Origin of the sequence: Rhizobium rhizogenes NBRC 13257 (genome assembly GCF_000696095.1) — a bacterium.
GTDB lineage: Bacteria > Pseudomonadota > Alphaproteobacteria > Rhizobiales > Rhizobiaceae > Rhizobium > Rhizobium rhizogenes.
In genome coordinates this window covers 450624-469763 of the sequence record NZ_BAYX01000002.1, presented here as the reverse complement: position 1 = coordinate 469763, position 19140 = coordinate 450624, and the positions used below count along the sequence as shown (strand labels likewise).

The window sequence follows — 19140 nt, the reverse complement described above, 5'->3', positions numbered from 1 at the left end:
CATGGCTGAAAAGAAAACGGGTATCGACCAGGCGCTGATCCGCGACCTCGCCAATATTCTCAACGAAACCGATCTGACCGAGATCGAAGTCGAGCAGGAAGATCTGCGTATCCGCGTCTCCCGCGCTGGCACGACGCAGTATGTTCAGGCGCCGATCGCAGCCCCGGCCTATGCCGCAGCGGCTCCTGCTGCCGCCCCCGCAGCCGCCGCTCCGGCTGGTAAGGTGCGCAATCCTGATAGCGTCATCAGCGCTCCGATGGTCGGTACAGTCTATCTGGCGTCCGCGCCGGGTGCCGCCGCCTTCATCCAGGTCGGCTCCGTCGTCAAGGAAGGCCAGACGCTGCTCATCATCGAAGCGATGAAGACGATGAACCAGATCCCCGCGCCGAAGTCCGGAACCGTGACCGAAATCCTCATCAAGGATGGAAGCCCGGTCGAATACGGCGAAGCCCTGGTGGTCATCGAGTAAGCCCATGCCCATGATTTCGAAGATACTCATAGCCAATCGCGGAGAGATCGCCCTTCGGGTGCTGCGCGCCTGCAAGGAGCTTGGCATCGCGACCGTTGCCGTGCACTCGACAGCCGACGCCGACGCGATGCATGTGCGTCTGGCGGATGAAAGCGTGTGCATCGGCCCGCCGCCGTCACGCGAGAGCTATCTCAACATCCATCAGATCGTTGCCGCCTGCGAGATCACCGGCGCCGACGCCGTGCATCCGGGCTATGGGTTCCTGTCGGAGAACGCCAAGTTCGCCGACATCCTCGATGCACATGGGATCACCTTCATCGGCCCGACGGCGGACCATATCCGCATCATGGGCGACAAGATCACCGCCAAGACGACCGCGCAGCAGCTCGGTATTCCCGTCGTTCCGGGTTCGGACGGCGAAGTGAAGACCGAAGAGGAAGCGCTGAAGACGGCCAAGGAAATCGGCTATCCCGTGCTGATCAAAGCGACCGCCGGTGGTGGTGGTCGCGGCATGAAGGTTGCCCGCACGGAAGCGGACGTCCTCGAAGCCTGGTCGACGGCACGTACCGAGGCGGCTGCCGCCTTCGGCAACGAATCCGTCTACATGGAAAAATACCTCGGCAAGCCGCGCCACATCGAAATCCAGGTGTTCGGCGACGGCGAAGGCAATGCCATCCATCTCGGCGAACGCGACTGCTCGCTGCAGCGCCGTCACCAGAAGGTCTGGGAAGAAGCCAATTCACCGGCGCTCAACGTCGAGCAGCGCATGAAGATCGGCCAGATCTGCGCCGACGCCATGATGAAGCTGAAGTATCGCGGCGCCGGCACGATCGAGTTCCTCTACGAAAACGGCGAGTTCTATTTCATCGAAATGAACACCCGTCTGCAGGTGGAGCATCCGGTCACGGAAGCGATCACTGGCATCGATCTCGTGCACGAACAGATCCGCGTCGCCTCCGGCGGTGGTCTTTCGGTGACGCAGGACGAAGTGCATTTCCATGGTCATGCCATCGAATGCCGCATCAATGCCGAGGACGCGCGCACCTTCGTACCCTCCCCCGGCACGATCACGCATTTCCATGCCCCCGGCGGCCTTGGCGTGCGTATCGATTCCGGTGCCTATCAGGGCTACAAGATTCCGCCCTACTACGACAGCCTCATCGGCAAGCTGATCGTGCACGGCCGCACCCGCGTCGAATGCATGATGCGCCTGCGCCGCGCGCTGGATGAATTCGTGGTCGATGGCATCAAGACCACCCTGCCGCTGTTCCAGGATCTGGTTTCCAATCAGGATATCGCTAATGGCGATTACGATATCCATTGGCTGGAAGACTACCTGGCGAAGACCTCGGTCTAATCGCCCATGGCACGGCCGCGCGGCAGAAATCCCGGCATTACTCCGGAAATTCTGCTGCGCGCCTATTCCATCGGACTCTTCCCGATGGCGGAATCGGCCGATGACCCGGAAATCTTCTGGGTCGAGCCGGAACTGCGCGGTGTCCTGCCGCTCGACGCCTTCCATATTTCCAAAAGCCTGGCGAAGACCATCCGGCAAAAGCCCTTCGATATCCGCTTCAACACGGATTTCGACGCCGTCATCGCCGCCTGCGCCGAGCAGACCAGCGGCCGGCCCAGCACCTGGATCAACAAGACGATCCGAGCGCTCTATTCGACCCTCCACCATATCGGCCACGCCCATTCCGTCGAGGCATGGGACGGCGACATGCTGGTCGGAGGGCTCTACGGCGTATCGCTCGGTTCGGCCTTCTTCGGCGAGAGCATGTTCTCACGCCGCACGGATGCCTCGAAGATCTGCCTGGTACATCTGGTCGAGCGCCTGAGAGAGCGGAGCTTCACCCTGCTCGACACCCAATTTACCACCGAGCACCTGAAGACATTCGGCGCGATCGATATGCCGAAGGACGAATATGCAAGGATGCTGGAAAAGGCGATGGAATCGCCCAATTTGAGCTTCTCCGACAGTTAAGAATCTCCATTTAAGCATTGATTTAAACCATCAGTCCGCTAGTTTCGGCTCGACAGCCGGGGGTAGTATCTTGAAGAAATATCTTGCAATCGCTTTTCTCGCCGCACTGACCGCAACGCAGGCCGAGGCGAAATCCTTTCACGACATGTTCGGCGCCGATGTGCCTGAGGGCGACGCGGGCACCGTGCTGAAGGGACTCGATTTCCAACAAGGCGCGATCAAGCTTTCCGGCGCCAATGCCACGCTGAATGTTTCTGATCAGTTCTACTATCTCAATCCGCAGGATACGCGAAAGGTGCTGGTCCAGCTCTGGGGCAACCCGGATAGCGCTGCCAGCAACACGTTCGGCATGATCTTCCCGGCGAAGTATTCGCCGATCGATCCGCGCTCCTGGGGCGCGGTTATCGATTATGACGGCAGTGGCCATGTCTCCGACGACGATGCCGCCTCGACGGATTACACAGCGCTGCTGAAACAGATCCAGGACGGGATCCAGGAGAGCAATCCGGAGCGCGAGAAGGCAGGCTACGATCCAATCACGCTGGTCGGCTGGGCCGAGCCGCCACATTATGACAAGGCGACCCACGCCCTCCACTGGGCGCGCGACCTGATCTTCGGTAAGGATCCGAACGCTCCGCACACACTGAACTATTCCGTGCGTGTCCTTGGCCGCGAGGGCGTGACGGAGCTTGATTTCGTCGCCGGGCTCGAGCAGCTGCCGGAAATCAACGCGGCCATCCCCAGCGTCATCAATACGGTGCAGTATGACAGCGGCAAACGCTATGTCGATTTCGTCAACGGCGACAAGATTGCCGCCTACAGCATGGCGGGCATGATTGCTGCCGGTGCCGGTGTGAAGATCGCGGCAAAGCTCGGCTTCCTCGCCGTCGTCCTCGGCTTCTTCAAGAGCTTCGGCGTGGCGCTTCTGGCGCTGAAGAAGGGCTTGATCGTCGTCGTCGCCGGCGTCGTTGCAGCCGGGCGTAAACTCCTCGGCCTATTTCGCCGCAACAAGAACACCGACGCGTAAGAACGCTTCCGTCCGGTTTCGTCCACAGAAGGACAGCCGGCCATTCTGCGCCTTCACGACTTCAAATTATGGTTGTGATCTGCTATCGCTCGACGCGAAGAGTGTTGGCGCGTCGAGGTTTCACTTTGCCTTCATAAATACCGGTCTCATCCAATTTCACCCCGTATGTCAGGGCAGCGCATCGCCGCCCGGCGTATGATCATGTTCATCGGGTGGTGGCCTGAGACCGGTTTGGCATTGTTGACATGCGCCTTGCGCAGCCATTGCTGTCTCAGCTCTTCATCTGTCCTAGACATCGCCACACCGCGCCCGTGAAGGGCTTGTCTTGCCGCCAGCTTGGTGAACTTCCGAACGGAAGACCAAGACGGTATGTGCACTATTCTAAAGGTCCGCTGGACCATTAATCCTCGAACTGCGCCTCAGCCATGGATCGCCTGCAGCGGTTGCGGAGGTCTCAAGCCCTTCAGATCCAGCAGCAAGATCAGGCTCAACGCCAACGGCAAGAAACTCGACGCCTGGCTCGTCTACAAATGCTCGGCCTGCGACAAGACATGGAACCGAACGCTCTTCGAGCGCCAAAATGTTCGTGGCATTGCCCCAGCCACGCTTGAGGCACTGCAAAGCAACGATCCCAACTGGATACGGACTCAGGAATTCGATCTCGATGCATTGAGACACAAGGCTCAGCGCATCGACGAATTCGCCGATGCCGATGTTCGAAAGGACGTGTTGGGCGAAACGGACGGCTGGAGAAGGCTGGAAATCGAGCTGGTGCTCACGGTTCCCATCAACATGCGCATGGACCGTCTTCTCGCTTTCGAACTCGGCATCTCGCGCTCCCGGCTTCAGGCATTGCACGAAGGCGCGAAGCTACAAATCCATCCGGATCGCGCCGATGCCATGCGGCGAAGGGTCAAGGACGGCATACGTATTGCCCTTGACCTCACGGACGACACCGACCGGCTTCCGATCGGGCAAGCTGCCATGTCGCCGCGAGAGAATGACTAACGACATAACCCGCAGAAGGTCACTTCTGCGGGTGAGACTAACGGCACTATCGATGTTTGAATCAAAGCGCTTTACTTCGCGCCAGCATTATCCGGCGGCGGGATATCCGACTTCTGTTTGCACTCTTTGAGCCAAACGTCATAGATCGGATGCTCGACGGCGTTGAGGCCGGGGCTGTCGGCGAACATCCAGCCGGTGAAGATGCGGCGAATGCGGCGGTCGAGGGTGATTTCGTCTACTTCAACGAACCCGTCGACCTTCTGCTGCTCGGTGTCATCGCGCGAATAGCAGGCCTTCGGCGTCACCTGCAGGGCGCCGAACTGCACGGTCTCGTTCACGTAAACATCGAAGGTGGTGATGCGGCCGGTGATCTTGTCGAGGCCGGAGAAGACGGCGACGGGATTGGAAATACGCGCGGCTTCGGCGGCCTGTGGCAACACGGCTCCAGCGGCAAGGGCAAGAACTGCTGCCGATATCGCACGCAAAGTAGCGCTCCGCGTGAAAAACGTCATATCCGCCAATCTCCGCTTGGTCTCGGTCAAAGCGCCGAGCACGAGCCGGCATGTTCTGCGCCTATAGGCCAATTGTGGCCAAAGGACGAGCCGGCTACCTATGCTCAGTTGCCCGGCGTCCAGGCGTCATAATCGCCCGTCACGCGCGGGCGTTCGCCGGCAACGGCGAGCGAGCCCGGAGGACGATAGGCCTGCGGCGAGCCAGTCGGATTGGCGCGATGCGAGATCTGCCATTCCTTGGCGACGTAATTGTCCTTGGTCGGTGGAACGTCGGTACGGTGATGCATCCAGCCGTGCCAGCCCGGAGGAATGGAGGAAGCCTCTGCATAACCCTTGTAGATCACCCAACGCTTGGGAAGACCATAGGACGACATGCCGCCCTCGTAATAGACATTGCCCAATTCATCCTCGCCGACGCGCTTGCCGAACCGCCATGTCGCAAAGCGGGTGCCCATCGTCTGACCATTCCACCAAGTGAAGGTTTGCAGGAGTAAATTCCACATGTCTTTTCCTTGTGCCCGCAAAAAGGCGAGCGATACCAGAATTCGATCCTTCGCTTATGCCGCCACTGGACTTGCTTGTCCAGTGATTCCAGCGGGAAAAGCGGTCATTTCAAAGCCATCTTGAAGCCGAGGTGGCTCGGCTTGAAACCCAGTCTCTCATAGAAACGATGGGCGTCCTTGCGCACGGCGTTCGATGTCAGCTGCACCAGCCGCATACCGCGACTTTTTGCCTCGCCAATGCAGAAATTGATCATCGCGGCGCCGATCCCCTGCCCGCGTAGATCGCCGCGCGTCTGTACGGCTTCAATGATCATTGCGCTGGAGCCACGACCGGTCAGCGACGTCGTGATCATCGTCTGGAACGTGCCGACGACTTCGCCGGCCAGTTCGGCGGCGTAAAGTGTCTGGTCGGACGAGGCGTCGATCGTGCGGAAAGCCCGGAGGTAATCGTCATAGGCGGATGGATCGATGGTATCGCCGTGGCCGCCGACAGCATCGGCGGCGAAGAGCGCGATCAAGGCGGGAAGGTCAGACTCACGGGCTTCACGAATGATCAAATCGGCGCTGTTCATGATCGACCTGCCTAAGCTTTCAGTGGTTTTCGAGAGGCTTCTCGAATATCAGCGCCGGGATGCCCGATTGTTCATTCCCGCAGTTTTCCGTGCGGCCGACTTCGATGAAGCCATGCGCTTTATAGAAGGCGATCGCCGGATCGTTCTGGGGATCGACTTCGAGCCGCATAACCTCGGCATCCGGAAAGCAGGTTTCCAGTTCAGCGAAGATGTCGCGGCCGATGCCCTGTCGCTGACAGCGCGGGCTGACATAGAGCATGTAGAGCATGACGGTCTTCGCCAGCTCGGTCGACATGGCGGCATAGGCCATGCCGCCGATGTTCTTGCCGTCGTCCGCCACGAGAAACTCGGAATTCTTTCCGGCGAGCCGCGTCCTCAGAGACTGAAGAGAATGCCAGGAACCATGCAGTTCGCTGACCTTGTCTGCGCCGTAGAGCCGGTCGTAGGTCGCATGCCAGGTTTCGCGCAGCAGAGCACGGACCTTTTCGAGATCCTGCTCGCCGGCAGTGCGGACGAAATACACCCGACTATTCCTCTTCGATGCCGAGCTTGGCCTTGACGAGGGCCTGCACGGCCTGCGGATTGGCCTTGCCGCCGGTCGACTTCATCACCTGGCCGACGAACCAGCCGGCAAGCGTCGGCTTGGCCTTGACCTTGGCGACCTGATCCGGATTGGCGGCGATGATCTCGTCGACGGCCTTTTCGATCGCACCGGTGTCGGTGACCTGCTTCATGCCGCGAGCTTCAACGATCTCGGTGGGATCGCCGCCTTCGGTGAGCACGATCTCGAACAGGTCCTTGGCGATCTTGCCGGAGATGGTTTCGGCCTTGATGAGGTCGATGATCGCGCCGAGCTGGGCAGGCGAAACCGGAGTCTCTTCAATGTCTTTGCCGGTTCTGTTCAAGGCGCCCAGCAAGTCGTTGATAACCCAGTTTGCAGCCATCTTGCCGTCACGGCCAGCCGCGACCGTCTCGAAATAATCGGCAATCGCCTTTTCCGAGACCAGCACGGAGGCGTCATAGATCGACAGGCCGAGGTCGCGCACGAAGCGCTCTTTCTTGTCGTCCGGCAGTTCCGGCAGATGTGCCGCAAGCTCGGTGACGAAGGCATCGTCGAATTCGAGCGGCAGCAGATCCGGATCGGGGAAATAGCGATAGTCATGCGCGTCTTCCTTGGAGCGCATGGAGCGGGTCTCGCCCTTGCCCGGGTCGAACAGGCGGGTTTCCTGATCGATGGAACCGCCATCCTCCAGAATAGCGATCTGACGACGGGCTTCGTATTCGATCGCCTGGCCGATGAAGCGGATGGAGTTGACGTTCTTGATTTCGCAGCGCGTGCCGAATTCGCCACCGGGACGGCGCACGGAGACGTTGACGTCGGCGCGCATCGAGCCTTCGTCCATGTTGCCGTCGCACGTGCCGAGATAGCGCACGATCGAACGCAGCTTGGTCATGTAGGCCTTGGCCTCATCCGACGAGCGCATGTCCGGCTTGGAGACGATCTCCATCAGCGCCACGCCCGACCGGTTGAGGTCAACATAGGACATGGTAGCGTGCTGGTCGTGCAGCGACTTGCCGGCATCCTGCTCCAGATGCAGGCGCTCGATGCCGATCTCGATATCCTCGAACTGGCCCTGGCGGTCTGGGCCGAGCGAGATGACGATCTTGCCCTCGCCGACAATCGGATCCTTGAACTGCGAGATCTGATAGCCCTGCGGCAGGTCAGGATAGAAATAGTTCTTGCGGTCGAAGATCGAACGATTGTTGATCTGCGCCTTCAGGCCAAGACCGGTCCGCACGGCCTGCTTGACGCATTCCTCGTTGATGACGGGCAGCATGCCAGGCATGGCGGCATCGACCAGCGAGACGTTGGAATTCTGCGGCTTGCCGAACTCGGTCGAAGCGCCGGAGAAGAGCTTGGATTTGCTCAACACCTGGGCATGGACTTCCATCCCGATAACAATCTCCCAATCGCCGGTGGCACCGGGAATGAAGCGCTTCGGATCTGGGGTACGGACGTCGACAAGGGTCATGGGAAGCTCTTGAAATGCTGTTCTTCTGAACTTTGTGAGGTAGAGCAATTGGCGGGGCGGCGCAAGACTTTCGGCACCGCTCCGGCGCTATAAGCCCGAACCATATGTCCCGTCGCTGCCGTCAACCAACGCTTTCGAAAGTCCGATCGTCGGCACGTCGCGATCGAGCTTCGGAGAATAGACGACGGAGAGCCAATGGATGGCATAGCCATGGGCCTTGAAGAAACCGATCGCCTCGCCGTTGTCGGCATGGGTCTGCAACGAGACCCTCTCCAGCCCCTGCTCCAGAACATCCTCTTCGATGCGCGCCAGCAACGCCGAGCCGAGCCCCTGGCGCAGATAGTCGGGATCGATCCAGAAATCGGAAATGGTCTCATCCAGCGCTTCGCGCGCCGCCCAGCCGGCGACCTCCCCGTTCAGTTCGACGACGGTGATCGTCAACCAGACATCGCGGGTGAAATTCGAAAAGGCTTCGCTGGCGCTTTCCAGCATCGCCTCGGAGCCGCCGATCGAGCCCATGGCCTTGCGCCACGACCGCAGGCCGATATTGGTCAATACCTCCGTTTCGCCCTCGCGCGCATTGCGAATATGGATCATCGAGCCCCCGATGTTTTCAGCAGTAAAACACCGGCCCGCAGCTTTTGCCAGCCATATGTGAGCAGGCGCACCATAGCAGCCCGTGCCCCACGAGAGTGCAACTTGACCGCCGGCTGCAACCTGTTTTAAAAATGCGGCATCAATGGAGTTTTAATGTCCAACTCGTCTGAGTCCCGGTAAAGGCCCCGCCCGCAAGTCTTCTTGTGCGCTGGGCCAGAAAACGAAGCCCCGGCTTCCCTAAAGGGAGCGCCGGATCGTTTTGTTGCGCCTTGCGGCGCTTTCCGGATCTTGAAAACCATGGACATTTCCCGCGCAGAACAGCGCATCCTGCATCTGCTCGCCCAGGGCGGGCGCATCGAAATCATTCGTTCCGAAACCAAGAAGATCGAGGCGGCGAGCTGCTTCACCCGCGACGGCTGGCTCTATCCCGGCTTCGACCTCACGCTCTTCCGCAAGCTCAAACACTTGAAGGCCATCAAGTCCTCCGGCGGGCATCCCTATCGGATTACCGAACGAGGGCTGAGGCTGGTGAGGGCGCAGTTGGATAATCGGTAGAGAAAACGTGAGAGCCGCCCGATCGGGGCGGCTCTTTCCTGCTGATGCGACGCATCTGGCGAAGCGCTCGTGGCGATTAGAACGCCCTGATGATCTCCGCCACCTGGCTGCCCAAACGATCGCTGTCCTTCTGCACCCCGGCGCGTTTTTCACCAACGGCAGCGATTTGGTCTTCGCTGTCCGCCAGAGCCTTCAAATAGCGCTTCTTCAAATCGCTATTCTCCGGCACAGCGCCGATATTCTGTCTTATCCGCTCCTGGTCATTGGTGAGTTTCTCTATTTCGTTATCAAAACTCTCCAGATCGTTCTGGGCGGCGACCTGCTGTTTACGCACCTCCGCCAGGTTTGCGAGCTTGTCCGTGAGTGCCTTGTCATGGGCCGAGGCCGACCATCCAAGCAGCATGTCCGGCTGCGCATCGACCAGGGCATAACTGTTGCTCTGAAGTTGCTCGTCGACCGCCGTCAGAGTTTTTTCCGTAGCCGCCGGAACAACCGTCTTGAGCCGCTGGTGTGTTGCCGTCTTACCGAAGCTTTCGCTCGACGAAAATGACCAACCGTCCCTGATCGGGTGCTCGACAATGACAGTCCTATCGCCGTCAAGCGCCCCCGAAACGGTGTATGTCGTCGTCTGGCGATATTTGACGACCGCTTGCATCACGCCATCCGAAACCTTCAGAGAAGCAATCTCCTCCGTCGGCGTCTGCTGCTCGCTGATCGATACCTTTCGATCGGTCGCAAAACTGGCGAGACGCGTGTCACCCTTGGGCAGCGCGGATAGCTGGGAATCACCGACGTAGCCGATCTTGCTGTCGTACAACGTGAGAATTCCCGCCGGCATGCTGACACCCGCGGTGTTCTTGAGCATCACGGCGGCGATCGGATTGCGGAAGGAGCTGCCCGCTCGATACATGTCCACCATATCCGCATCCAGTTCCACATCCACGATCGGCACCGACAAGGAGTCGCCATTTGCCAGATCGTAAGTCCCTGGAAGTTCAAAAGTCGCCGAGATATCGCTTTCGGTCGCAGCGGTCGGATTGGCTGCAGCCATTTGCATTGGCACCGCCGGCCTTCCCAACTCGTCAGCCATATATGCCGACGCCTGTGCCTTTCTGCGGACACCCCCCATCGTGACCTCGGCAGGCGCGGGCGCTGCTCGTCCCTCGACATCCGAGGATAGACTCTGCCTGTTGGACAGGTCTCCACTATCGGGATCAGGGACATTGTTCGAAGCCGTGTCGACCGGCACCTCTTGCCGCTCTCGCCAATAGAGCTGGTGCAGGCCCTGCTTCAACGTCACCGGCTCGGCAGAAGTCAACGTAAGTTTTACGCCCTTCCAATCTTCGCCACTGGCGTTTTCCAGCACAGTCCATGCCTGCAAACGCGCTTTGCCATTTCCTTCGGTCACAACCTTATAAGCTGTTTTCCAGATCGGTGACGGAACGACATAGGTTAGACCGATATCGCCGGCGCTCTTCGCACCGTTCACCCTGATATCGATGGTGCGGGTGCTGTCGTTTTTGGCACGGGCAATGGCTCCTGCCGCTTTGGCAACCTTTGCTCTCATGTCGGCATCGTCAATCCGGACGGACGCATCCTCACCAAGGGCCAGCGTCTCCACCGCACCATCCTTGTCAAGAACGGTCAGCAAGTGAATTGTCGCATTCTCGCCGGCCTTCCTGATCTCGATCCCGAGAATGTCTCCCTCGACGGTTTTTCCGCCGCTGGTTACCGAGACCCTGGCGCCCTGTATCGATGTCAGAAGCGACGGCACAGATGAGAGCGCTTCCGGCGTGAACGGCAGGCCCTTGAAGGTCTCCTGCAACGGCTGCGGCCCTGCCAGCGAAATGCCCGCCACCGAGCCCTCGGTCCCATTGACCACAAGGCTCTTGAGCATGTCGTCGACCTGATCGAGCGGCACCTCGAGCCGGGCTACGCCGTCGCTATCGACCACTGCTGATCGAGAGACCTCGGCAAGGCCGCCCGACGACAAGGTAATGGCACGAATGGCCCCATTGTCGGCCGCCAGCGAAACCACTGGAATTGCCACACTGAGAAGCAGGATCGCCGAAACTTGCTTGAGCATGAAGAGACCTTCCGAATCGGTTGCAAATGATAAGACCAAGCGGCTCATTGCAATTTATGATCGAATTTCGGTCCAAAGTATGATCCTGCCCGGGCGGAATATTGGCATGTTCGGACAGGCAAAGAATTCATTACGGGCTGCGTCTATGACGCTGGCATTCCTGAAATTCGCATCCAGCACATCGCCGCTCAGTCAGCCGGCAAAGCCAACCGCGCCGACCGCTTCATGGTCGGCGACGGTCATGGATCTCGAGTGAGGTTGCTTACCACCACTTCGTCGGCGTGAACTTGCCGGCGGCCTGTTCGATGACATGTGCTGTCTTGAACAGCGTTTCTTCGTCGAACGGCTTGCCGATGAGCTGCAGGCCGAGCGGCAGGCCCTTGGAATCAAGGCCAGCGGGAACGGCGATGCCGGGGAGACCGGCCATGTTGACCGTCACCGTGAAGATGTCGTTGAGGTACATCTTGACCGGATCGGAGGCGAGGTCCTCGTCGGCAATGCCGAAGGCGGAGGATGGTGTGGCGGGCGTCAGGATGGCATCGACACCGGCGTGGAAGGCGAGTTCGAAGTCGCGCTTGATCAGCGTGCGAACCTTCTGGGCGCGCAGGTAATAGGCGTCGTAATAGCCGGCGGAGAGCACGTAGGTGCCGATCATGATGCGGCGCTTGACCTCGTTGCCAAAGCCGGCAGCACGGGTCTTCTCGTACATGTCGGCGATGTTCTCGCCGTCGACGCGCAGGCCGTAGCGCACGCCGTCATAACGGGCGAGGTTCGACGATGCCTCGGCGGGGGCGACGATGTAATAGGCCGGCAGGGCATATTTCGTATGCGGCAGCGAGATGTTGACGATCTCCGCGCCGGCCTCCTTCAGCCAGGCAATGCCCTGCTGCCAGAGCGTTTCGATCTCGTCTGGCATGCCGTCGACGCGGTATTCGTTCGGAATGCCGATCTTCATGCCCTTCAGCGACTGGCCGAGCGAGGCTTCATAATCCGGCACCGGCAGATCGACCGAGGTCGTATCCTTGGCGTCGACGCTTGCCATCGACTTCAGGAGGATGGCGGCGTCGCGGACATCGCGAGCAATCGGGCCGGCCTGGTCGAGCGACGAGGCGAAGGCGACGATGCCCCAGCGCGAGCAGCGGCCATAGGTGGGCTTGATGCCGACCGTGCCGGTGAAGGCGGCGGGCTGGCGGATGGAGCCGCCGGTGTCGGTGGCAGTCGCACCTGCGCAAAGGTGCGCGGCAACCGCAGCGGCCGAACCACCCGAAGAACCACCCGGAACGAGCTGCTGGTTCGAGCCGTTGGCGCGCCAAGGGTTGATCACCGGGCCGTAATAGGAGCTCTCGTTGGAGGAGCCCATGGCGAACTCATCCATGTTGAGCTTGCCGAGCATGACAGCGCCGTCGTTCCAGAGGTTCTGGGTCACGGTCGATTCGTAGCGCGGCTCGAAACCGTCGAGAATGTGGCTGCAGGCCTGGGTGTGGATGCCTTCGGTACCGAAGAGATCCTTGATCCCCAGCGGAATGCCTTCCAGCGCACCGGCCTTGCCGGCGGCGAGACGGGCGTCGGAAGCCTTCGCCATATCGCGCGCCTTTTCCGGCGTCACCTTGATGTAGGCATTGAGCTGATCATTAACCGCATCGATCGTCGAGAGATAGGCCTCGGTGAGTTCGGTAGCGGTGATATCCTTGGCGCGCAGCTTGTCGCGGGCTTCGGCAATGGTCAGGCTGGTCAGTTCGCTCATCTTGTTTCGCTTCAGATCTTTAAAAAGGGCAACGGGTCGGAACAGGCTCGAAGCGAGCCCTTATTCGACGACTTTGGGCACCAGGAAGAAATTCTGATCGGTATTCGGCGCATTGGCGACGATGTCGTCGGCCTTGCTGCCGTCGGTGACTTCGTCCGTCCGCTTCTTCATCGCCATCGGTGTGACGGAAGTCATGGCCTCGACGCCATCGACATTCACTTCAGAGAGTTGCTCGACGAAGCCCAGCATGCCATTCAGCTCGCCCACCATCCGCTGCGCTTCGTCTTCATTGACGGCAATGCGGGCAAGATGGGCGACGCGTTTAACGGTGGCAAGATCGACGGACATGGCATTCTCCGGATAGGATTTTTCCTATCGCTATAAAGGCCATGTCCGCCATACGCAACGGGTATCGTTATGCGGAAATGCTCTCGCCCGGCTTCGGCGCCGCGACGGCCGTCTTCGAACCTTCCAGGCCGGCGATGAACTTTTCCGGGGTCTGGTCGATGATCGGGAAGGTGCCGTAGTGGCATGGAATGGCGGTCTTGAAATTGAAGAAGCGCTGGCAGGCGAGCGCCGCAACAGCGCCACCCATGGTGAAGCGGTCGCCGATCGGCACGATGCCGATATCGGGCTGATGCAGTTCGTTGATCAGGCCCATGTCAGAGAAGATGTCCGTATCGCCCATGTGGAACAGCGACGGCTCGTCGTCGAAATGCAGCATCAGGCCGTTCGGATTGCCGAGCGCGTGCGACACGCCGTCTTCGGTGATCTGGGCAGAGGAGTGCAGCGCGTTGGTGAAGGTCGCGGTGAAGCCGCCGAGGGAGACGGTGCCGCCGGTATTGCCCATTTCCAGCTTCTCGACACCCTTGCTGCCGAGCCAGGCGGCGAGATCGGCGTTGGCGAGAACGACGGCGCCGGTATCCTTGGCGATCTGAACGGTATCGCCGACATGGTCGCCATGGCCATGGGTGAGCAGGATATGCGTGACGCCCGCCGTGGCCTCCTTAAGGTCGATCCCGGCGGCGGCAAAGGAGGAGTTATAGCTGAGGAATGGGTCGATAAGGATTTTAGCCTTGGCCGTTTCAAGACGGAAAGCAGAGTGGCCGAGCCAAGTGATCTTCATGGATTTCTCCTTAATACTTGATTTGAAATGCAAGACTGGTGTTAGGACATATCCGAAACCGTCACAAAGAAAAGCAGCATGGACTTCACTTTGTTTTGACGGGGAGACAAGAGCCTATGACCACACTGACCATCGAAGACCTTGCCGTGATGCTGCTGCCCGGACAGGCGATTGCTGGGCTTGATCTCGGCACCAAGACGATCGGCCTTGCCATGTCCGATCTCGGTCGCCGGTTCGCCACGCCGCGCCCGGTCATCAAGCGGGTGAAATTCACCCAAGACGCCCAGACGCTGCTTGCTTTCGCCGAGAAGGAAAAGGTCGCCGCCTTCGTTATTGGACTGCCTATGAACATGGATGGGTCGACGGGGCCGCGCGTCCAGGCGACGCGAGCCTTCGTGCGCAGCATGGCCGACAAGACCGCCCTGCCCTTCGTCTACTGGGATGAGCGGCTGTCAACGGTCGCAGCCGAACGGGCGCTACTGGAAATGGACGTTTCGCGCGCCAAGCGAGCCGAGCGCATCGACTCGGCCGCCGCAAGCTTCATTCTTCAGGGTGCCTTGGACAGGCTCTCTGCTCTCGGCAGGCCGGCCTTTCCAGACCTCGATTCCTGACGGCGCTTCCACCACGCCAGAATCTCGGCGCGCTTGCGAAAGGCGAGGATCGAGAAAACCAGCAGAGTGTCGAAGGCAATGGCGCGGGCTACCAACGGCGGAATGCTCTCCGGCGGGATGCCGAGGATATTGCCATAGATATGGAAAACGAGGTCGTGCATCTGGCGCGTGAGCATGAAGATGCCGAAGCTCATGTCGTAGTATGACAGGTAATACCACGCCCCGAGGAACGAGACAGGCGCGGCCCAGAAGATCAGCACCCACTTCATGCGGTTCCCCTTCGACGCTGATAATGCGTCGTTCCAGTCGAAAGGACTAGCCAGTTCGTCAGTGCCATGGCGCTCAACACCAGCGCCGGCACCGTTATATCTAGTGCCAGAATGGCGAAGAACATCATCGCCGCGATGAGAAACGCGATTTTTGCGGGTCTGGACCCCATGGCTGCACGCTTATTGGTTAACAATCAGTGTGCGTACAGTGGCGAGTTAACCGATGCGGCGCAATGTAAACCAATTGTTAAGGTTAACGGCCGGGCGGGGCTGTGGATATCTCCCGCACGATCAGAACATCAGCCGTAGACGCCGCGCACGATACGTCGCAGTGCCGTGGCCGCCTTCTCCCAATCCCTAGATGTTTTCAGCGCAAGACCGGCGCATTGGTCACCGACGGCAGCGGAGAGAACGAGATGCTGTATGGCCGAAAAAATGAGAGCATTGACGGCGACCGCATCGATCCCCTTCGGCGGGACCAGCGAGCCGCGCATGCGCTCGATCCAACCGCCAAGCGCTTTCGAACGCGCTTCCGAAAGCCGGCGCACCTGCTCGGTGTTCTCGGACACTTCCCAGGCGACGATGCGGCGCATCAGCGGATCGGCGCGCAGCGCATCGAGGAAAAGCAAGGCCAGCCGCTCCATGAGGTCACCATAGGTCAGCAGGAACATGCCGCCGGTATCGTCGGGGATACGATCCTTCACCCAGCTTCCGAGATCCGTGCCGATCTCCTCCACCAGCCCGTCGAGGCCGCCGTAATAGCGGTAGATCAGTTGCTTGTCACAGCCGGCGCCGCGGGCGACCGCGTTGATGCCGAAATTCTGAAACCCCTCTTCCGCCAGCAGCTGTTTGGCGGCATCCAGAATCGCCTGCTCGGTCGCGGCGCGATTACGGATTCGCTTTTCCGGCTCGACGGGTGTTTCGATCGGTTTTTTCAGAACGGCGTTTGCGCTCGGCATCGTGTCGGCTCCAGTCAGTCACCGGTCGGTGAATAACAAGCCAAGCACACGCGAACAATGACGCGACGACCGTGGAGGTGTCTTAAACTCGGGAATCCACAGATTAGAGATATTGGCCGAACCAGACGGTACTCGGCGAGGTAAGTTCCGGCGGCAACTCCACCTGAGTAAACCCACGCGACGCCCAGAATCGAATCCCGCTGTGATTGCCCGCGCTCGCGCCGAGATGAACGCCTTTGACACCCTTGTCGCGGGCGTTCGACAGCCATTTGTCGAGAAGAGCGCTGCCGATGCCCTGCCCCTGCGTGCGCGGCAGAAGGTTCATATGGATATGGGCGGGAAACCGGTCGGTGAGAAAGGCCGGCACGCGTTTCGGATGGTGGATCGCATAACTGCGCCGCTGATCTGCATTCCAGGTCGAAGGATCGCCCGATGGATCCGGATAGCGCTCACGCAACTCCGGCCACCATTCGCGCTCCAGCCTTTCCTCGAAAGCAACCGTGTCGAAGACGCCGGCGATATAACCGCAAACACCCTCATCGTCCTCGGCAATAAAGACGGTCTGCGGGCTGAGGACCGTATAGGGCACAGAATAAATATGCCCAATCATCCGCCCATCGCGATGAAGCGCTGTGGCATCCTTGCCGGCATCGCCGGTGACCAGCGAGATGATGTAGAGCTGGTTGATGTCGTCGGGTTGGACGGAGCGGAGGTTGATCATGGAGGCCTCTTCCATAGGTCTTAAATTATGCGCGCGACGGATCGATCGGGGCCGATGAGCTCCGTCAGAGATGAAGGCCCACGTCCATTCGCTGATGCAATATACGAATGACGGCAATCTCCGTATCCTGCTATCGATAGTAGATCACATGGGAACTGATGGCGTATTTGAAATAGCCTTCGCGAATGTCAGCATAACGACCAACCTTGAGACCAGACGCAAGGCCCTCAAAGGCATCGAGGATACCGGCATGGTAGGTCTCCGCCTGCTTTACCGACCAGTTTTCAGCGGTGTAGCGCCAGATCTCCTCAAGATCCGCCTCTGCAAGAGGTGATAAGACATACCGGCCCGACTTACTCGCCATATGTAGCGCGCATCCGCTTCGGGAATGCGGCATTGTCGAATGGAGTAGGCTTCCCGGACTCTTCTCCGGCGATCAATGCGCCCTGAAGAGCCTTGACCTTGGCTTCGTGCTCTTCCAGCAAACGCAACCCTGCCCGAACGACATCGCTGGCGGAGCCATATCGGCCCGTCTGCACTTGAGCATCGATGAAGGTATTGAAGTGGTCACCAAGCGAAACAGATGTGTTACGGGCCATGAGCAGCTCCCTTGCTGATACCATTATATAATAATTATTGGCATCACATCAACTGACGCCGCCGCAGACCCGCGGCGTCAGCGGAACGACAGCTCAAGTCGCCGGCGGATACAGCAGATCGACGATGTAGCTCGCATCGAAGCGCGCATCGAGCATGCCGTAGGTGGAACGCCAGCCGCCTGCCAGGCGGGTTTCGATGAAAGCGTCGGCGATCTTGCCTGCGCCCAGTCGATAGAGTTCGGCGGCACCGGCGGCGAGCGCCATCTGCTCGATCAGCAGGCGGGCAGCACCCTCGTCCTGTTCACACAGCGCCATGGCGGCGCGGAGCACGTCGATGGTTTTCTTGCCGGCCGGGCCGAGATCGCGGGCAAGGCCGGCAAAGACGGTTTCGAACAGGTCCCTGCCCCGGTTCAGCACGCGAAGCACGTCGAGCGCCATGACATTGCCGGAGCCCTCCCAGATCGCATTGACCGGCGCCTCGCGGTAATGCCGAGCGATCGGGCGTTCCTCGATATAGCCGCTGCCGCCGATGCACTCCATCGCCTCGTAGATCAGCGCAGGCGCAATCTTGCAGCACCAGTATTTGGCGACCGGCGTCATGACGCGGGCATAGGCGGCGTCTTCGCTGCTGCTGCTGGCCTTGTCGAAGGATTCGGCCAGGCGGAAGGCGAGCGCGGTCGCGGCCGCGACATCGAGCGCCATATCGGCCAACACACGCGTCATGATCGGCTGCTGGACCAGCGTCTTGCCGAAGACGCTGCGGCCGCGCGTATGATGCACGGCCTCGGCGAGCGATGCCCGCATGATGCCGGCAGAGGCCAGCGCACAATCGAGGCGCGTCAGCGTCACCATATCGAGAATGGTGCGGATGCCGCCATCGGGCGCACCGAGCAGGAAGCCGAAGGTATCGCTGAACTCGACTTCGGAAGAGGCGTTAGAGCGATTGCCAAGCTTGTCCTTCAGCCGCTGGAATTGCAAGCCGTTGGCGGAGCCGTCTTCGAGCAGGCGCGGCACCAGGAAGCAGCCCATGCCGTCCTTGGTTTGCGCCAGCATGATGAAGGCATCGCTCATCGGCGCCGACATGAACCATTTGTGGCCCGAGAGCCGATAGATGCCGTCGCTGACCTTGTCTGCGGTCGTCCTGTTGGCGCGTACATCCGTGCCGCCCTGCTTTTCCGTCATGCCCATGCCGATGGTGACGGCGGACTTCTGCATGGCCGGCTTGTTGGACGAATCATATTTGCGCGACAGAACCTTCGGCGCCCAATCCTTCTGGACGGCCGGAGACGCCATCATCGCCGCGACCGAGGCACTGGTCATGGTGAGCGGGCAGAGATGGCCGCATTCGAGCTGCGCCGTCAGGTAGAAGCGCGCGGCGCGGACCTTGTGCGACTGGCCTTTCGCGTCCGGATCGGCCTGGGCATCCCAGATCGAGGAATGCAGGCCCGCCGACATCGAGCGGCGCATCAGCGCATGCCAGGCGGGATGGAATTCGACCACGTCCAGCCGCTCGCCGCGCGGCCCATGCGTGCGTAGCTGTGGCGCACCCTGGTTTGCCATGCGCGCCAGTTCCTGCGCCTCGTGCGAGGTGACGTAGCGGCCCAGCTGCTCCAGGTCTTCGCGCGTCGAGCGCGGCAGGGTGGAGGTCAGATCGACGATCAGCGGATCGGAACGATAGGCATTGATACCGGACCAGAGGCTCGGCTGGTTCAGTTCGGCAAACGTATCGTCATTCCGGGTCGATTGGGTCATATTTCGCTTT

General features: G+C 60.0%; 24 protein-coding genes. 7 read left to right on the top strand and 17 right to left on the bottom strand.

Translation table 11 applies throughout. From position 1 onward, the window contains the following. Position 1 precedes the first annotated feature (1 nt). The 5 genes from accB to RRH01S_RS06270 all read left to right on the top strand — a co-directional run bounded on the left by accB (position 2) and on the right by RRH01S_RS06270 (position 4491). Positions 2-469, top strand: a complete 468-nt coding sequence (gene accB, locus RRH01S_RS06290; protein ID WP_007691977.1) for an acetyl-CoA carboxylase biotin carboxyl carrier protein — start codon at positions 2-4, stop codon at positions 467-469. Positions 470-473: 4 nt separating this feature from the next. Further along, a complete protein-coding gene (gene accC / locus RRH01S_RS06285) occupies positions 474-1826 on the top strand; it encodes an acetyl-CoA carboxylase biotin carboxylase subunit (RefSeq protein ID WP_007691978.1) in 1353 nt (450 codons plus the stop codon). 6 nt (positions 1827-1832) lie between these two features. Further along, positions 1833-2456 carry a leucyl/phenylalanyl-tRNA--protein transferase gene (gene aat / locus RRH01S_RS06280; RefSeq protein WP_007691979.1) on the top strand — a complete coding sequence of 208 codons (624 nt, stop codon included), beginning with the start codon at positions 1833-1835 and terminating at the stop codon, positions 2454-2456. 70 nt (positions 2457-2526) lie between these two features. Further along, positions 2527-3483 (top strand): DUF2167 domain-containing protein, encoded by a 957-nt coding sequence (locus tag RRH01S_RS06275; RefSeq protein ID WP_034518653.1) that lies wholly within the window; start codon positions 2527-2529, stop codon positions 3481-3483. Positions 3484-3852: 369 nt separating this feature from the next. Beyond that, a complete protein-coding gene (locus RRH01S_RS06270) occupies positions 3853-4491 on the top strand; it encodes a DUF1062 domain-containing protein (protein WP_034518654.1) in 639 nt (212 codons plus the stop codon). A 71-nt stretch (positions 4492-4562) separates the two neighbouring features. Here the strand turns inward: RRH01S_RS06270 and RRH01S_RS06265 are convergent, their stop codons facing one another. The 6 genes from RRH01S_RS06265 to RRH01S_RS06240 all read right to left on the bottom strand — a co-directional run bounded on the left by RRH01S_RS06265 (position 4563) and on the right by RRH01S_RS06240 (position 8708). Continuing rightward, on the bottom strand, positions 4563-5003 hold the full coding sequence (locus RRH01S_RS06265; RefSeq protein ID WP_012651251.1) for a DUF2155 domain-containing protein: 441 nt from the start codon (positions 5001-5003) through the stop codon (positions 4563-4565). Positions 5004-5107: 104 nt separating this feature from the next. Further along, complete coding sequence (locus tag RRH01S_RS06260) at positions 5108-5506, bottom strand: NADH:ubiquinone oxidoreductase subunit NDUFA12 (RefSeq protein ID WP_007691985.1); 399 nt, start codon at positions 5504-5506, stop codon at positions 5108-5110. 104 nt (positions 5507-5610) lie between these two features. Next, positions 5611-6078 carry a GNAT family N-acetyltransferase gene (locus RRH01S_RS06255; RefSeq protein ID WP_012651250.1) on the bottom strand — a complete coding sequence of 156 codons (468 nt, stop codon included), beginning with the start codon at positions 6076-6078 and terminating at the stop codon, positions 5611-5613. 19 nt (positions 6079-6097) lie between these two features. Then, on the bottom strand, positions 6098-6601 hold the full coding sequence (locus tag RRH01S_RS06250; protein ID WP_012651249.1) for a GNAT family N-acetyltransferase: 504 nt from the start codon (positions 6599-6601) through the stop codon (positions 6098-6100). Between the two features lie 4 nt (positions 6602-6605). Next, on the bottom strand, positions 6606-8111 hold the full coding sequence (gene gatB / locus RRH01S_RS06245) for an Asp-tRNA(Asn)/Glu-tRNA(Gln) amidotransferase subunit GatB (protein ID WP_034518657.1): 1506 nt from the start codon (positions 8109-8111) through the stop codon (positions 6606-6608). Between the two features lie 87 nt (positions 8112-8198). Beyond that, entirely contained in the window at positions 8199-8708 is a 510-nt protein-coding gene (locus tag RRH01S_RS06240) for a GNAT family N-acetyltransferase (protein ID WP_007692008.1), read from the bottom strand. 297 nt (positions 8709-9005) lie between these two features. On the opposite strand from RRH01S_RS06240, the gene RRH01S_RS06235 reads away from it, so the two are divergent. Continuing rightward, positions 9006-9263, top strand: a complete 258-nt coding sequence (locus RRH01S_RS06235) for a YjhX family toxin (RefSeq protein ID WP_012651247.1) — start codon at positions 9006-9008, stop codon at positions 9261-9263. Positions 9264-9339: 76 nt separating this feature from the next. Here RRH01S_RS06235 and RRH01S_RS06230 read toward each other — a convergent pair whose 3' ends face one another. The 4 genes from RRH01S_RS06230 to RRH01S_RS06210 all read right to left on the bottom strand — a co-directional run bounded on the left by RRH01S_RS06230 (position 9340) and on the right by RRH01S_RS06210 (position 14219). Then, complete coding sequence (locus tag RRH01S_RS06230; RefSeq protein ID WP_234711649.1) at positions 9340-11397, bottom strand: DUF4139 domain-containing protein; 2058 nt, start codon at positions 11395-11397, stop codon at positions 9340-9342. A 214-nt stretch (positions 11398-11611) separates the two neighbouring features. Beyond that, the gene (gatA, locus tag RRH01S_RS06220) at positions 11612-13093 is read right to left on the bottom strand and encodes an Asp-tRNA(Asn)/Glu-tRNA(Gln) amidotransferase subunit GatA (RefSeq protein WP_034518664.1); all 1482 of its coding nucleotides are present in this window, start codon (positions 13091-13093) and stop codon (positions 11612-11614) included. A gap of 60 nt (positions 13094-13153) precedes the next feature. Continuing rightward, entirely contained in the window at positions 13154-13441 is a 288-nt protein-coding gene (gene gatC, locus RRH01S_RS06215; protein ID WP_034518667.1) for an Asp-tRNA(Asn)/Glu-tRNA(Gln) amidotransferase subunit GatC, read from the bottom strand. A 67-nt stretch (positions 13442-13508) separates the two neighbouring features. Then, the gene (locus tag RRH01S_RS06210) at positions 13509-14219 is read right to left on the bottom strand and encodes a metal-dependent hydrolase (RefSeq protein WP_034518669.1); all 711 of its coding nucleotides are present in this window, start codon (positions 14217-14219) and stop codon (positions 13509-13511) included. Positions 14220-14335: 116 nt separating this feature from the next. Here RRH01S_RS06210 and ruvX point away from each other — a divergent pair, with 116 nt between their 5' ends. Next, the gene (ruvX, locus tag RRH01S_RS06205; RefSeq protein ID WP_007692016.1) at positions 14336-14830 is read left to right on the top strand and encodes a Holliday junction resolvase RuvX; all 495 of its coding nucleotides are present in this window, start codon (positions 14336-14338) and stop codon (positions 14828-14830) included. On the opposite strand, the gene RRH01S_RS06200 is transcribed toward ruvX, so the two are convergent. The 7 genes from RRH01S_RS06200 to RRH01S_RS06170 form a co-directional block, all read right to left on the bottom strand. Further along, positions 14767-15099, bottom strand: coding sequence for a DUF6105 family protein (locus RRH01S_RS06200; RefSeq protein WP_007692017.1), 333 nt, complete (start codon positions 15097-15099; stop codon positions 14767-14769). The two genes, ruvX and RRH01S_RS06200, sit on opposite strands and share 64 nt — an antisense overlap. Further along, positions 15096-15269 (bottom strand): hypothetical protein, encoded by a 174-nt coding sequence (locus RRH01S_RS34335; RefSeq protein ID WP_165586803.1) that lies wholly within the window; start codon positions 15267-15269, stop codon positions 15096-15098. Before RRH01S_RS34335 ends, RRH01S_RS06200 begins: the two co-directional genes overlap by 4 nt. 129 nt (positions 15270-15398) lie before the next feature. Further along, positions 15399-16058 (bottom strand): TetR/AcrR family transcriptional regulator, encoded by a 660-nt coding sequence (locus RRH01S_RS06190; protein ID WP_034518676.1) that lies wholly within the window; start codon positions 16056-16058, stop codon positions 15399-15401. Between the two features lie 103 nt (positions 16059-16161). Then, on the bottom strand, positions 16162-16779 hold the full coding sequence (locus RRH01S_RS06185) for a GNAT family N-acetyltransferase (RefSeq protein ID WP_034518677.1): 618 nt from the start codon (positions 16777-16779) through the stop codon (positions 16162-16164). Between the two features lie 130 nt (positions 16780-16909). Then, positions 16910-17143, bottom strand: coding sequence for a type II toxin-antitoxin system RelE/ParE family toxin (locus RRH01S_RS06180; RefSeq protein ID WP_234711648.1), 234 nt, complete (start codon positions 17141-17143; stop codon positions 16910-16912). Continuing rightward, entirely contained in the window at positions 17133-17378 is a 246-nt protein-coding gene (locus RRH01S_RS06175) for a type II toxin-antitoxin system ParD family antitoxin (protein WP_034518680.1), read from the bottom strand. The genes RRH01S_RS06180 and RRH01S_RS06175 overlap by 11 nt, the downstream gene beginning before the upstream one ends. A 93-nt stretch (positions 17379-17471) precedes the next feature. Beyond that, complete coding sequence (locus RRH01S_RS06170) at positions 17472-19130, bottom strand: acyl-CoA dehydrogenase family protein (RefSeq protein ID WP_034518683.1); 1659 nt, start codon at positions 19128-19130, stop codon at positions 17472-17474. Positions 19131-19140: the final 10 nt, after the last annotated feature.